The organism is Paenibacillus woosongensis (genome assembly GCF_009725165.1).
In the GTDB taxonomy this organism is placed as follows: Bacteria; Bacillota; Bacilli; order Paenibacillales; family Paenibacillaceae; genus Fontibacillus; species Fontibacillus woosongensis.
On sequence record NZ_WNZW01000008.1, the window covers coordinates 21751 to 35853 of the forward strand.

At 55.1% G+C, this 14103-nt stretch carries 12 protein-coding genes; 1 reads left to right on the forward strand and 11 read right to left on the reverse strand.

Annotated features, from left to right (window positions below; genetic code table 11):
- Nucleotides 1-102: 102 nt before the first annotated feature.
- The 8 genes from prmC to GNP95_RS17660 form a co-directional block, all read right to left on the reverse strand.
- On the reverse strand, nt 103-996 hold the full coding sequence (prmC, locus tag GNP95_RS17625; RefSeq protein ID WP_155612173.1) for a peptide chain release factor N(5)-glutamine methyltransferase: 894 nt from the start codon (nt 994-996) through the stop codon (nt 103-105).
- A 4-nt stretch (nt 997-1000) separates the two neighbouring features.
- A complete protein-coding gene (gene prfA / locus GNP95_RS17630) occupies nt 1001-2068 on the reverse strand; it encodes a peptide chain release factor 1 (RefSeq protein ID WP_155612174.1) in 1068 nt (355 codons plus the stop codon).
- 149 nt (nt 2069-2217) lie between these two features.
- Nucleotides 2218-3021, reverse strand: coding sequence for a Cof-type HAD-IIB family hydrolase (locus GNP95_RS17635; RefSeq protein WP_155612175.1), 804 nt, complete (start codon nt 3019-3021; stop codon nt 2218-2220).
- 4 nt (nt 3022-3025) lie between these two features.
- Complete coding sequence (locus tag GNP95_RS17640) at nt 3026-4150, reverse strand: ABC transporter ATP-binding protein (protein ID WP_230873891.1); 1125 nt, start codon at nt 4148-4150, stop codon at nt 3026-3028.
- Entirely contained in the window at nt 4147-5847 is a 1701-nt protein-coding gene (locus GNP95_RS17645; RefSeq protein ID WP_230873892.1) for an ABC transporter permease, read from the reverse strand. The genes GNP95_RS17640 and GNP95_RS17645 overlap by 4 nt, the downstream gene beginning before the upstream one ends.
- A 20-nt stretch (nt 5848-5867) precedes the next feature.
- The gene (locus GNP95_RS17650) at nt 5868-6968 is read right to left on the reverse strand and encodes an ABC transporter substrate-binding protein (RefSeq protein ID WP_230873893.1); all 1101 of its coding nucleotides are present in this window, start codon (nt 6966-6968) and stop codon (nt 5868-5870) included.
- A gap of 19 nt (nt 6969-6987) precedes the next feature.
- Complete coding sequence (locus GNP95_RS17655; RefSeq protein WP_230873903.1) at nt 6988-7926, reverse strand: Cof-type HAD-IIB family hydrolase; 939 nt, start codon at nt 7924-7926, stop codon at nt 6988-6990.
- Between the two features lie 76 nt (nt 7927-8002).
- A complete protein-coding gene (locus GNP95_RS17660) occupies nt 8003-8737 on the reverse strand; it encodes an MBL fold metallo-hydrolase (RefSeq protein WP_155612177.1) in 735 nt (244 codons plus the stop codon).
- Between the two features lie 251 nt (nt 8738-8988).
- Between GNP95_RS17660 and GNP95_RS17665 the strand changes: the two genes are divergently transcribed.
- Nucleotides 8989-9927 (forward strand): sugar-binding transcriptional regulator, encoded by a 939-nt coding sequence (locus GNP95_RS17665; protein ID WP_330163488.1) that lies wholly within the window; start codon nt 8989-8991, stop codon nt 9925-9927.
- A gap of 382 nt (nt 9928-10309) precedes the next feature.
- Here the strand turns inward: GNP95_RS17665 and ychF are convergent, their stop codons facing one another.
- The 3 genes from ychF to GNP95_RS17680 all read right to left on the reverse strand — a co-directional run bounded on the left by ychF (nt 10310) and on the right by GNP95_RS17680 (nt 14099).
- Complete coding sequence (gene ychF / locus GNP95_RS17670; protein WP_155612178.1) at nt 10310-11410, reverse strand: redox-regulated ATPase YchF; 1101 nt, start codon at nt 11408-11410, stop codon at nt 10310-10312.
- Nucleotides 11411-11533: 123 nt separating this feature from the next.
- On the reverse strand, nt 11534-12361 hold the full coding sequence (locus GNP95_RS17675) for an energy-coupling factor transporter transmembrane component T family protein (protein ID WP_155612179.1): 828 nt from the start codon (nt 12359-12361) through the stop codon (nt 11534-11536).
- Nucleotides 12354-14099, reverse strand: coding sequence for an ABC transporter ATP-binding protein (locus GNP95_RS17680; RefSeq protein WP_155612180.1), 1746 nt, complete (start codon nt 14097-14099; stop codon nt 12354-12356). Before GNP95_RS17680 ends, GNP95_RS17675 begins: the two co-directional genes overlap by 8 nt.
- Between the last annotated feature and the right edge of the window lie 4 nt (nt 14100-14103).

Here is a 14103-nt window from a genome sequence, read left to right on the forward strand (position 1 = left end):
ATTCGCCACAAAAAAATTCCCCGGACGATGCGCGGGTGTATTGCCTGCCGCCTCGTCCAGGGAAGCTGTTGCTGAGATACTCGCTATTGAAGTCACTCTAAATCAGCGAACCGCGACACCCAGCACATGCCGGTCAATTCCGGCCAAGTCCGGAACGGTCACAATGTCCTGCCAATGCCCGGCAGCCCGCAGCATCTCGGCTACATCGGCGGCCTGCCCCAAGCCCAGCTCGAAGCCTATCAACCGAGGCGGCTGCGGAAGCAGCGCGAGCTGCGCCATCATCTCGCGGTATGGCGCCAGGCCGTCCGGGCCTCCGTCGAGCGCGGTGCGCGGCTCGTAGTCGCGCACCTCCGGCTGGAGGCCCGCGATTACATCCGCCGGAATATACGGCGGATTGGACACCACGATGTCCAGCGGCTCGCCCGCAAACGGCTCAAGCAGGTTCCCCTGCTTGAACGCCACGTCCAGGCCGAGCCGCTGGACATTGCCCTGCGCCACCGCCAGCGCGTCCGGCGAGATATCGCTCGCCGCCACGCGCCAGTTCGGGCGCAGGTGCTTCAAGGCAGCGGCAATTGCGCCGCTGCCAGTGCCGATGTCGGCAGCGTACAGCGCGCTGCCGGCCGGCAGGCGATCGGCCTGCTGCACGATCGCCTCCACGAGCAGCTCCGTCTCCGGGCGGGGAATCAGCACAGCCGGCGTGACCTGAAAGGTCAGGCCGTAGAATTCCTGCTCCCCGATAATGTACTGCGCTGGCTCGCCCGCCGCTTTGCGGCGGATCACTTCCTCCCACGCGTCCTTCCTCTCGCGCGGGAAAGGATCGCGCAGCGCCGCCAAATAAGCGGCGCCCTCCAGGCCGAGCACATGCCGGATCAGCAGCTCGGCATTGGATTCCGGCTCCTGCACGCCCGCCGCCGCTAAAAAAGAAGAAGCCTCTCTGCGGGCTTCCGAAATATTGTGCTTGTCAGATAGGGTATAGCTTACGCCGTCTCTGTTCAAAGCGTTATTCTCCTTTATCCATCATTTCAGCTTGCTCCGCCAGGGTCAGCGCGGATACAAACTCTTCGATATCCCCGTTCATCACCTGATCCAGCTTATGAACAGTCAGACCGATCCGATGGTCGGTTACCCGGCTCTGCGGGAAATTGTACGTACGAATCCGCTCACTGCGGTCACCTGTACCCACTTTGCTCTTCCGCTCACCGGCGTATTTTGCCTCTTCCTCTTGGCGCATCATATCGGAAATCCGGGCCCGAAGCACCTGCAGCGCCTTCTCCTTATTGGAGTTCTGCGATTTGCCGTCCTGACACGTCGCCACGATACCCGTCGGGATATGCGTGACCCGCACGGCGGATTTCGTGGTGTTAACGGACTGTCCGCCTGCACCGCTAGAGCAGAACGTATCGACGCGGATGTCCTTGTCGAGAATTTCGACGTCCACTTCCTCAGCTTCCGGCATAACCGCTACCGTCGAGGTGGAAGTATGAATCCGACCGCCCGACTCCGTCGCCGGGATACGTTGTACGCGATGCGCACCGCTCTCGTATTTCATTTTGCTGTATGCGCCGCGGCCGTTAATCATGAAAATAATTTCTTTGAAGCCGCCGAGATCGCTCTCGTTGACGTCCATGACATCCACTTTCCAGCCTTGGTTGTCAGCAAAGCGCGTATACATGCGGTACAAGTCGGCCGCAAACAAAGCCGCTTCGTCCCCGCCGGCCGCACCGCGGATTTCCACGATAACGTTCTTGTCATCGTTCGGGTCTTTAGGCAAAAGAAGAATGCGAATCTGCTCCTCCAGCTCCTGCTGGCGGACGGACAGCTCCTCAATTTCCATCTTGACCATTTCACGCATTTCATCGTCCAGCTTCTCGGCCTGCATAGCTTTCGCCGCCTCGAGCTCTTCGATGACTTTCTTATATTCGGTATAAGCCTCGTAAGCAGGCTGCAAGTCCGATTGTTCCTTGGAATAATCCCTTAGTTTCTTCGTGTCATTCGCTACATCTGGATCGCAGAGCAATTCGCTCAGTTTCTCATAGCGATCAGCTAGGGATTGAAGTCGATCTAACAAGGGAAGCCACCTCTCTTTACATGGAAGTTTCCTGAAAATAGCCGTCCCTCAACGTTCAGCACATTAAGAGCAAACGACTGTTTATTATACCATAACTTCCGGCTTCTGAACAGGCCTTCCCGTCGCCATCTCCGTCCGCGCTTATGTACTCACGGCAGCAGTCCCACCATTTGCAGTCCGCGAGCGATTCCATGACGGTCTACATCCGCCGTCACATACTTTGCAGCTTGCTTGACGCAGTCTGGCGCATTCCCCATCGCAATACCGTGCCCCACATACTGCAGCATCTCCAGATCGTTCAGGTTGTCGCCGAATGCGTAGGCTTCCTCTGGCTCGAAACCCAGCCTGTGTATGAGTTGGGCGATGCCGCTCGCTTTCGAGCCTCCGCCCGGGAGGACGTCCAGCGAGAAGGGGTGCCAGCGCACAAAACTGAGCCCTGCAAACTTTTCCCTGTACTGCTGATCCTCCGGCTCCTTGCAGAACAGCATCGTCTGATAAATGGAACGCCCTCGGAAGTATTCGGGATCGCACGGAGGGTGAGCGTATTCCAGCGATGTTATGCACTCTTCGACATAGGGATGGTGCGTCATGCTGCTGCGCATGGAATCTGCATTTAAGTAAACCAATGGATGTCCGTTTGCCGCGGCAAACCGGGACAATTCGTCCAGGTCTTCCTTCCGGAACGGGTTCGTATAAATGCGCTCCCCCTTCATTACGACGTACTGCCCGTTAAACCCGATGTAGGAGTCGATTCCCAGCTCTTCGGCTACCCGCTGCAGCATAAATGGGGAGCGGCCCGTCGCCAGCGCAACCTCATGGCCAAGACCTTGCAGGGCCTGAATGGCTTCCTTCGCTGAATCGGGCAGCCGCTTGCGGTGGTCCAGCAACGTGCCGTCAATATCGAAAAACACAATGGCTCGGCGGCCTGCCACTAGTGCATTCAAGGCCGGCATGTTCTCACCACCCTGATGTAGCCTGGAGCGGAGCTGCGTCCGGCGTTGAACTTGGGCCTGCGCTAGAGGAAGCATCCATGGAAGCATTCGATGCTACGCCGGGAATATGCAGCGTAACCTGGTCATGCAGCTTGAAAGCGGCTGGAGAGATCACTTCCCATTGCTGGCCTGCTGCGCGGACGTCATAATTGAACTCTTTCCCTTGGAATTGGACATTCACGATTTCTCCGTACAGCCCACCGGTGTGAGCCGGCTCAAGCCGGAATTGATCGGGCCGCACCGGGTACAGTCCCTGTGATTTGAAGCAGTCCGCAACGGCGTCTCCAGGCCAAAACGTCGAAGGGTCGGCACCGAGCGGCATAAAGCGGTTGCCGCTCCAGCTTCCCTGTATTAAATTTGCCTTGGACACGAAACGGGCCACAAATTCGGTTTGCGGACGCAAATAAATTTCCTGCGGCGTGCCGACCTGCTCGATTCGACCGTCCTTCATGACGACGATCCGGTCAGCCATGGACAAAGCCTCTCCCTGGTCATGCGTCACATATACGATCGCGGAGCCCGTCTCGCGATGCACGGACTGGATTTCCCGGCGCATGTCCATTCGCAGCATCGCGTCCAGACTGCTCAGCGGTTCGTCCATCAACAGCAGCGCCGGCTGAGGTGCGATCGCCCGGGCAATGGCGACCCGCTGCTTCTGACCGCCGGACAGCTCATGCGGCATCCGCTTGGCGAGATGCGCGAGACCCACAAGCTGGAGCACCTCGTTAATCCGCTCGTCCTCCCGCTCGCGAATCGCCCGCGGCGTCTCCTTATGCGTCCGAATCGGAAACCGGACATGCTCATAAATATTCATATGCGGCCAGAGAGCAAAGTTCTGGAACACCATGCCGACTCGTCTTTTTTCCGGGGGAAGACTGGATCGGGAGGAAGCTACGACACTGCCGCCGATGGCAATCTCCCCGGAGGTCGGCTGTTCAAAGCCCGCGAGCATGCGCAGCAGAGTGGTTTTGCCACAACCCGAGGGTCCTAGAATCGCTACGAATTCACCGTCCGCAATGTTTAAGTCGATAGATTGCAAAGCCTGAAAACTCCCGAATGTCTTACTCACCTGTTTCAACTGAATAGTCATGATTGCACCCCTTTTCGGAAAGTAAATTTCTGAAGAAGTCCCAGCAATCCCGCGCCTGCGAAAATCAGGATTACGATGAGACTGGATAAGGCCGTGGAATAAAGGGTGTTTCCGGCCTGTTCAAATCCGAAAATCGCTACTCCGATCGTCTGGGAACCAGAAGAGTAGAGCAGCGCCGAGACCGTTAATTCGGTCAGCGCCGTCAGAAAGACGAGCAGTGCTCCGCTAAGCAGCCCAGGCAGCAGCAGCGGCAGCAGGATTTTTCGCCACCGCCGCCAGGCTCCGGCCCCTGAAATGCGCGCAGCTTCTTCCATGGAGGCGTCGACCTGCGCAAACGCGGTCACCCCCGCCCGAATTTGCAGAATGAGGAACCGGCAGACATAGGCGATAAATAAAATCGTTGTTGTCCCGTAGATGCCCGGATTCCAGCCCGGGATCGGCTCCATCCATACAAGAATCATGGACAAGGCAAAAACAATGCCCGGCAGCGTATAAGGGACAGAGATCGCCAGCTCCGCCAGACGATTGATTTTCGAAGGTCTGCGCACCCGAAAATAGGCAAACAAGGTACCGATGATCAGACAGACGATCAGGGTTGTCATGGAGAGCATCAGGCTGTTCAGGATCGACTTCCAGGTGGACGGATTGTCCAGCAGAATGTAGCGGTAATTATCCAGGGTCAAATTGCTGATGCCTTTGCCTCCATAGGATTTTTTAAGCGAAAGGCTAATCATTGAAAACAATGGAATGATCGTGATGAACATAAGACCGCCCCATAACACCGGATTGACCCAATAGCGGTGCTTGCCGAGCGAATAGCGCGGCTCCTCGTCAGGCCGCAGGGATTCCGCCTGTTTGCTTTTGCGGACGGACAGCCACTGCAGCAGCGTGCCTAGTACTGCTATCAAGCCGAGGATGACGGACAAAGAAGCCCCCCTCCCAAAAGCAGACGGCCCGAAGCCTATAATCTCCTCATAAATCAGCGTGCTTAATACGCTAATGTTGACCGGCGCCCCTAGAAAAGCGGGAATTCCGAAGTTATCCAGGGAAGCGAGGAAGACGAGCAGCCCGCCTGCCGTGACGCCAGGCAAAGCCAGAGGCATGGTGATCCGGGCAAAGGTCTTCCATCTCCCGGCGCCGCCCGTGCTCGCAGCCCATTCCAAATCCCGGGGGATTTTTCTCAGCACGTTGACCGTAAATAAATACACGAGCGGAAAATGATGAATGCCCATGACAAATATAATGCCGCCCACGCTATACATGCTCCAAGGCTTGGTCCCCGGACTGAACCACTGCAGCAGAACAGCCATCCATCCCTGCGGGCTCATAAAAGACGACCAAGATAAAGTCAGAACATAGGAGGGCAGAACGAAGCAAAGCAGCATCAGGAGATGCAGCCATTTTTTATGCGATAAGTCGGTGTAGGCCATCAGCCATGCCGCAGTCATCCCCAGGATGACGGACAGCAAGGTTGAACCGGTAACGATCACAAAGGTATACTTTATCGTTCTCCAGAAACGTTCCTGCTGCAGCAGCTCCGCATAATAATTAAGGGAGAAGCCCTGCTCTCCCTGTATGCTAAGCAGCACAAGCTTAACGATCGGCAAAACGAAGAAGAAAAATGTCGCGATGATTCCCACAGCAGCGGCCATGTTTCGGCTCGATGAGGCAGCGCCGGGAATATTGATTTCCGTCATAAGCTGCATGCCACCTTTTATTAGTTACCGAATAGTTCTGTAAATTTCTTCTTATCAGCTTCGCGCTCCTGGGTCAGCGTGTTCAGATCACCGGAGAGAATCTTAATATCAGCGATCCCCTTTAAGCCCTCCGGCGGTGCGACACCTTCGCGAATCGGTGTATATCCAATCTCTACAGACAGCTTCTGGCCTTCCTCAGACAGGACGAAGTCAACAAAGGCTTGCGCGGCTTCCTGATTATCCGTACCCTTCATAATTGCAATCGGCTCTGTGATGATCGGTACCCCTTCGGACGGATAGCTCAAATCGATCGGGGAGCCCTTCGCTTTCTCGCGGACGACCATATAGTCAACGACCATGCCGTAGGTTTTCTCTCCGCTGGCAACCGCTTTTAATACGGCTCCATTCCCTTTAATGACCGAGATGTTGTTGTCTTTCAGCACCTGGAGGTAATCCCAGCCAAAGCCTTCCGTCCGTGAAAATACGCCAATGTTATAGGCAGCGGCACCGGAATAGAGCGGGCTCGGCATAATCGCGGCATCCTTGCTGTCCGCGGAGGCAAGCGCCTGCCAGGATGTTGGCAGAGTAGACACCTTATCGGTATTGGCCGCTAGAATTGTGGCGATGACTTTCGTTCCGGTATACATGCCGTCCGGATCTACGAGCTCATCAGCGATATGCTCCGCCTCCGGCGACTTGTAGGACAACAGTAAATCTTCCTGCTTCAATCCTTCAAAGGTAACGGCATCCGCTAGCAGCAACACGTCGGCCTGCACGCTGCCCGCCTGCTTCTCCGCCTGGATTTTGGCGGTAACCTCCTCCGTTCCCGAACGGAAGGTCTCCACTTTGACTTCCGGATATTTCTTGTTGAACGCTTGAACCAGCTGCGCGGCATCCTCTTCCGGCTGGGAGGTATAGAATGTGAGCTGTCCCGTGATCCCGGCAGGCGCTGCTCCTCCAGACTGGGACTGCTCTGACCCTGCTGCAGGGGTGCCTGCGTTCCCGTTAGCAGCCGGCTTCGCCGGCGAACCGCAGGCGCTGAATATCATCATAGCTGCCGCCATGACGGCGATGACCGAAGTCTTTTTAAATGTAAACAATCTCTCTTGGTTTATGTACATTGTGGTTTCTCCCCTTATCCTAAAGTAGAAAATTGTGAATGACTCTCGCTACTCCGTCTTCCTCGTTGCTGCTTGTGACTGCCTTGGCCAGCCGCTTGATATGCGGCTCCGCATTCCCCATGGCTACGCCGAGTCCGGCCCAGGCCAGCATGTCGGCATCATTGTCGTAATCACCAACCGCCGCTACCTCTGAGGGGGCGATATGAAGCTCGCGGCAGAGCGACTCTAGTGCCGAGCGCTTGCTTACTCCGTAAGCATTCACATCGAAGCGATGCCGGCCGGTCCGGGTCAGTGTGAATGCTGGCGCGGCCTGCGGTTTCGAGCTAACCTCAGGACCACCTCCCAACTGCCCCATCCATTCCTCGATCAGTTCCGGGAAAGGGCCGATAATCGTCGCTTTGTAAATTGGCGGGACCGACATGATAGAACCAGACACGAACCGCTGCAAATCACCGACCGCCACCACTTCGATCATGCCCAGCTGCTCTGCGTAATTTTGTTCATTCAGCTCCTTGCCCGGGGAAACAACGACGTTCGCCAGCGGCCAGCGGACATTCGTCTCGTTAAGCTCGCGAACATAAAGCTTGTTATAGCCGTACAACTGAATGTAAGCGCCATGCTCGTCCGCAAACCGGATCAGTTCCCGGACATGCTCTGGCGGCAGCGGAGCCCCTGCTTTCAGTTCACCGGTCGCTTCATCCAAGATCACGGCCCCATTCAGCGCGATTAAAGGCGCGTTCATTTCCGCCGCCCTGGCATGCAGCCAGACGGAAGCCGGAAAGCGGCCGGAGGCGATAGTAACCCGTCCTCCCCTTCGCATATATACTCTGATCGCTTCATGGACGTCTGGCGTTATGATCTTGCCAGAATTAAGCAGCGTGCCGTCCATGTCTAGCGCCAGCAGCTGATATTCTCCCTGCACCCGGGTTATTCCCGGGTCTTGCCTGCCCGATGTCATCTGCAATGTTTGATCCCCTCCCTTGTTTGATGATTTGGCTTGTGTGCCGGGCTATTGTACCGTTGTTGTATTGCCCCTAAATGCTATATAGGACCGAGGTGTCCGGAAGCTCCACGGGTCCGCTGAAGATCTCGCTGGCCGATTGACGCATGTACTCCAAGTCGCCGTCCCCCGGCAAATGGACCAGCACGAGCCGCTTGACGTTCGCCTGGTCGGCGATCATTCCCGCCTGGCTCGCGTTCATATGGCCGGCCCCGGTCGTATGCACACTTCCTTCACAAATCGTTGCCTCGCAGAGAAAAATATCCGCTCCTCTCGCGAGCTCCACCAGGGCATCGCAGTAGGACGTATCTCCGGAGTAAACCAGCACCTTGTCCCGATAAGTCACCTTTACTGCATAGCATGGAACGGTATGAGACACGGATACAAACTCGATATCCGCCCCGGCAAGCCGGATTATGCGGTCCGGATCGATCCGCCGAATCTCTGTATGGTCTCCATGCAGCGTATTTAAAATATTGGCAGGCTCGTCCGGTGCGAACAGAAGCAGCCTCTCCTTCATTCTGCCGTTGCGGATCGCGTTTACTGCCGCATACTGCAGAATGCCGATGTCCGCCATATGATCGTAATGAAGATGGGATAAAATAACCGCGTCCAGCCTGTCCACACTCGTATACTGCGCCAGGCGGCTCATTACCCCGCTTCCGCAGTCCAGCAGAATCTGGCCTTCTCCCGTGTCGATCAAATACCCCGCCGTTGCCCCGCCAGCCGAAGGATAACCTCCCCAGTAGCCTAGAATTTTGATATCCATTGCATCCACTCACCTCAAGCTCTTCTTATGCGGAAATCACCTATGTGTGTTTTTTGTTTCAACTTTTACATTTGTTCCGACACAATACAATTGTAAAACGGCATTGTTTTTGTTACGTTAAACCTGCATCATCCGAATGTTAAATTTGCCGCAGCTGATTCCGCCCCGCCTTTTTGCGCTAAATTATCGTGTATACTATGTGGTGTCCTGTATTTGAGAAAGATTTTTCAAAGATAAAGGTGGCTTTGCACGTGAACGACAACATCAAATTGATGACGAAAATTTGTAAACTCTACTACTATGAATCCTGGACCCAGGAGAAAATCGCCGAGAAATTCGGCATATCGCGACCGATCATCTCCAAGATGATTCAGAAGGCACGGGAGATCGGCGTCGTGGAAATCATCGTGCATGATGATCCGCAGCAAACGACGGAGCTGGAAAAAGAGCTGGAACTGGCTTACCAGCTGCAGCAAGTGCTTGTTGTACCTACGAGGGACTTGAACAAGGAGCTCGTTACCAGTGCGGTAGGCAAAGCCGCTGCCCAATTCGTGCAGAAGCTGATCAAGAACGGAGACCGGATCGGGGTATCATGGGGAAATTCCTTATACCATATGGTCAGGGAGTTCCCGCTCGATAAGAAAGATGACGTCAAAATCATTCCGCTAATCGGGGGAACAGGCAACGAACGGACCGAGGTACATTCGAACCAAATCGCCTACGAGTTGTCCAAGAGGCTTGGCGGGAAATGCGAATCGCTGTACGCACCATCGATTGTCGAGACGGAAGAACTGCACGAACAGATCGTCAGGCTGCCGAATATAGCGTCCGTCCTCCAAGAGGGAGCACAAATCGACTTGGCGATCGTGGGGATCGGCAACCCCTACTCCATGTCCACCATGGAACGGTATGGCTATTTAAATGAGACGGTGCTGAGCGAATTAAAGGGCCTAGATACTGTAGCTGACATCAACTCAAGATTCATTAACCGGAGCGGGGAAATTGTCGATCATCCGATCAATAATAGGGTCATCGGCATCGGGCTGGAGCAATTGAAGCGGGTCGATAACGTGGTAGGGCTAGCCTTCGGACTGCATAAGATCGAGAGCATCAAGGCCGCTTTAACGGGCGGCTATATCAAGATGCTTGTCACGGATGAGGCCACCGCTTACAAGATCGTCGAAGATTAGGCGCATCGATTCACCACATTTGGCTGAACTTTTTGCTAACGGACATGAGATCCGCTATTGCTCGTTATTGTGCGAATTCTACGGGCTAACAGACTTTGGTTCCGCTATTCGGTGCAAATCATCGTATTTTCCCTAGAAACTTGTACAATTAGGGCTGCTGGGTCCGTTAGCTTTAATTTTTCCGGGATTTTGACAAAATAGCGGATCTAGAGTCCGTTAGGGCCGTTAGGGGCCGCTAGAGTCCGTTACCGGCTTACATGACTGAAGCCTTGGTATGACGGCACTTTACACGAATCAACCTCAAACCACACCGTGCCAAACAGCGCAAAAAAGCTTGCCGATCCTGGCAAGCTTTCTCTTTATATTATTCAGTTACCCGCATCTACACATTGAAACGGAAGTGCATAATGTCTCCGTCCTGCACGACGTACTCCTTGCCTTCCAGGCGCAGCTGTCCGCGCTCTTTGACCGCGCTCATCGAGCCGGCAGCCACCAGGTCATCATAGGATACAACTTCAGCGCGAATGAACCCGCGCTCGAAGTCCGTGTGAATAACTCCAGCCGCACCCGGCGCTTTCGTTCCTTTGCGGATCGTCCAGGCACGCACCTCCTGAACCCCAGCCGTAAAGTAAGTGTACAATCCGAGCAGGCGGTAAGCGGCTTGAATCAGGCGATCCAGTCCGGACGCCTCCAGGCCCAGCTCCTCCAGGAACATCGCTTTGTCCTCGCCCTCCAGCTCAGCGATCTCCGCCTCAACCTTGGCGCTAATCGGCACAACTTCAGCGTTCTCCGCTGCGGCGAATTCCTTCACCTGCTGCACGAACGGGTTGTTGTCCGCATCAGTTACACCATCCTCGCTCACGTTCGCTGCATACAGCACTGGTTTCAGTGTCAACAGATGCAGGTCGCGGACGATCAGCTTCTCGTCATCGGACAGCTCTACACTGCGGGCAGGCATGTCGTTGTACAGCGCTTCTTTCACGCGCTCCAGCACTTCGACTTCCTGTGCGTACTGCTTGTTGCCGCCTTTCATGTTCTTGCGGGAACGTTCGATCCGCTTCTCCACGCTATCCAGGTCAGCCAGAATGAGCTCTAGGTTAATCGTCTGAATGTCGCTAATCGGATTGATTTTTCCGTCGACATGGGTAATATTCTCGTCCTCAAAGCAGCGCACAACATGCACGATCGCATCCACCTCGCGAATGTGGGCCAAGAACTTGTTGCCGAGTCCCTCGCCTTTGCTCGCGCCGCGCACCAGACCTGCGATATCGACGAATTCAAAAGCAGTCGGCACCGTACGGTTCGGCACAACCAGCTCGGTTAATTTATCTAGACGCTCGTCCGGTACTTCGACCACTCCGACGTTCGGATCAATCGTACAGAACGGATAGTTCGCGGATTCCGCGCCTGCTTGCGTTATTGCATTAAACAGCGTAGATTTTCCGACGTTCGGCAAACCTACGATCCCTGCTTTTAAAGCCATATGAATGACAACTCCTCATTATAGTAATTGCTCAGCTTCTTGTCTTCTTCAATCATAGTACATATACCCTGGCCATATTTCAAGGACAACCGTATGGAATATCCTGCTTTGCACAGCACTGCCCTAGAACGGATACCAGAAACCGGGGAACACCTGCAGCTTCAAAAATATCGCCAGTCCGAGCAGCAGCGCGCACAGCACAACCGCCAGTTTATCTGCGGGCGACATGACCGTGCCCATATACCAGGTGCGGCTCCGCCCTGTGCCGAACCCTCGCAGATCCATCGCATCCGAGACGGATTCAATATGCTGGAGCGACGATTGCAGCAGCGGAACGACGACCAGCGAGAGGTTTTTCAGCCGTCTCCGCAAATTCCCGTCCTCCCGCGAGATGCCCAGCCCGCGCATTTGCATCGCATTCAGGATCGTCCGGAACTCCTGCGTCAAATCAGGAATATAGCGAAAGGCAATGCTCACCGCATACGCCATTTTGTACGGTACGCCCAGCTTATTGAGACTTGCGGCAAACCGGCTCGGATGCGTCGTAAATATAAAGAGCAGCGTAATCGGCAGTAAAGTCATATATTTCAGCGACAAAGTCAGCACATAGAACAGCGTTTCTTGGTTAATCGTGTTATAGCCGATAGGGATTCGCGGCGTATGACTGCCCGTCAGCGTTGTTCCGAAACGGGGCGTAAGCAGCAGAATAAAGGCACTGTTCAACACCGTGAACACCGTCAATATCCAGAAAAGGAACGACATCCGCTTCAGCGGAATACCCGTCGTCAGCAGCATGGCTAGACCTGCCGTCAGCATGACGGCAAATATGCGCAGATCTAGAAACAGAAACGTAACAACCGTCCAGCTCAGCAGCAGAATCAGCTTCACCGCCCCATCCATCCGGTGAAACAACGAATCCCCTTCAATATACAAGCTGCCTGTTCTACTCATCAGAGAGCTGCACCCCCTTGTTCATAACAAGATAAGCCTCGACAAGACGGGACGGCGAGGATAATCCGCATAATCTGGCGAACCGGGACAAGCTATCCTCCCGCAGCCGCGCCCTGTCCGTCACCTCCGCGTCAGACAGCACCTCCGCGACCTTGCCCGCAGCAATAACCTCGCCACCTGCCAGGACGACCGCGCGGTCGGCATATTCCAAAGCCAGATGCATGTCATGCGTAATGAATAAAAACGCCGTCCCCCTGGCCGCCAATCGTTCTATAAAGCCCATAAATTCGGTGTAGTGCCGGTAATCCTGGCCTGCCGTTGGCTCGTCCAGAATAATCAGCGCGGGGTCGAGTACGAGTACGGACGCGATGCAGAGCCGTTTTTTCTGCCCAAAACTCAGCGCCGACACAGGCCAGTTGCGGTATGGATACAGCCCGCACACGCGCAGCGCCTCATCGATCCGCCGTTCCCGCTCCTCTGCGGCGACGCCGCGGGCGCCCAGGCCCAGGCCCACCTCATCCCGGATCATATGCTGGGTAATCATTTGATGCGGATTTTGCAGGACGTAGCCGATCTGCTCGCCCCTGCGGCGTATGGACCAGCCTTCGATGTCCTCGCCTCGCCATAATACCGCTCCCGAGCGCGGCTTCATGAGCCCGGTGATCAGCCCGGACAGCGTCGATTTGCCCGCCCCGTTATTGCCCAGCAAAGCTACCGTTTCTCCTTCGCCTACATGAAAGGATACGTCCCGGATAACCTCCCGGCCCTGCGAATAGGCAAAGGATACATGCCGTACTTCCAGCAGAGGCTCGGAATGGATTATGTCCTGATTAGATCGCATCCTGACAGGAACAGAGCTGATCCACTGCTCCAGGCCGTCGCGAAGCGCCTCAAGTTTGGCTGGATTACCCTTGGCGGCCGCTGTCCCCTCAAGCTGAACCAAATGGCCCCATCGCTCTGCGGGCATGCCAGAATGGGCCAAAGCCTCCAAATAAAGCGGCTGGCGAAGGCCATGACGAGGAAGTACGCCGTCCGCCAATATCCGCTCCGGGACATCTGCGGCAACGATTTGCCCGCTATCCATGACGACGATCCGATCCACCGGCTGCTCCAGCACATCCTCGACCCGATGCTCAATGATCACCACCGTCTTGCCGCTATGCCGATGGATATCATTAATTAATGCCATCGCCCGCATACCGCTTACCGGATCAAGATTGGCGAGCGGTTCATCGAATAGCAGAATGTCCGCCTGCGTCGTCAGCACGCCCGCCAGCGACACGCTTTGCTTCTGCCCGCCCGACAGGTCATGCGGCCCCTGCGCCTCGAAGGCCAGCATGCCGACCAGATCAAGCGAGGAGACCACCTTGGCCTTCATCTCGGGCTGAAGTACGTTCTCATTCTCCATTTGAAAAGCAACATCTTCCCCGACCGTCTGCCCTACGAACTGGGCATCCGGATTTTGCAGAATCGTTCCGACCGCACGGCTGCGCTCGAATATCCCTAACGAAACGGCGGGCTGCCCGTTCAGCAGGAGCTCTCCCGAAATCTCGCCCCGATAGGAAAAGGGAATTAGCCCATTGATACAATGGGCTAATGTCGATTTGCCCGAGCCGCTTGGCCCGGCAATCCATATTTTCTCGCCATGATAAATGTCGAGATTGATATCAGTTAACGTCGGCTTGGACTGCTTTTTATAACGAAAGCTAAAATTCCGAAAGGAAATCACAGGCTGCATAACT

Coding starts and splice junctions, on each gene's coding strand:
- GNP95_RS17635 (WP_155612175.1), bottom strand. CDS start 3,021: ATGCCGGCCTTGAATGCACTAGTGGCAGGCCGCCGAGCCATTGTGTTT.
- GNP95_RS17640 (WP_230873891.1), bottom strand. CDS start 4,150: ATGACTATTCAGTTGAAACAGGTGAGTAAGACATTCGGGAGTTTTCAG.
- GNP95_RS17645 (WP_230873892.1), bottom strand. CDS start 5,847: ATGACGGAAATCAATATTCCCGGCGCTGCCTCATCGAGCCGAAACATG.
- GNP95_RS17650 (WP_230873893.1), bottom strand. CDS start 6,968: ATGTACATAAACCAAGAGAGATTGTTTACATTTAAAAAGACTTCGGTC.
- GNP95_RS17655 (WP_230873903.1), bottom strand. CDS start 7,926: ATGACATCGGGCAGGCAAGACCCGGGAATAACCCGGGTGCAGGGAGAA.
- GNP95_RS17660 (WP_155612177.1), bottom strand. CDS start 8,737: ATGGATATCAAAATTCTAGGCTACTGGGGAGGTTATCCTTCGGCTGGC.
- ychF (WP_155612178.1), bottom strand. CDS start 11,410: ATGGCTTTAAAAGCAGGGATCGTAGGTTTGCCGAACGTCGGAAAATCT.
- GNP95_RS17675 (WP_155612179.1), bottom strand. CDS start 12,361: ATGAGTAGAACAGGCAGCTTGTATATTGAAGGGGATTCGTTGTTTCAC.
- GNP95_RS17680 (WP_155612180.1), bottom strand. CDS start 14,099: ATGCAGCCTGTGATTTCCTTTCGGAATTTTAGCTTTCGTTATAAAAAG.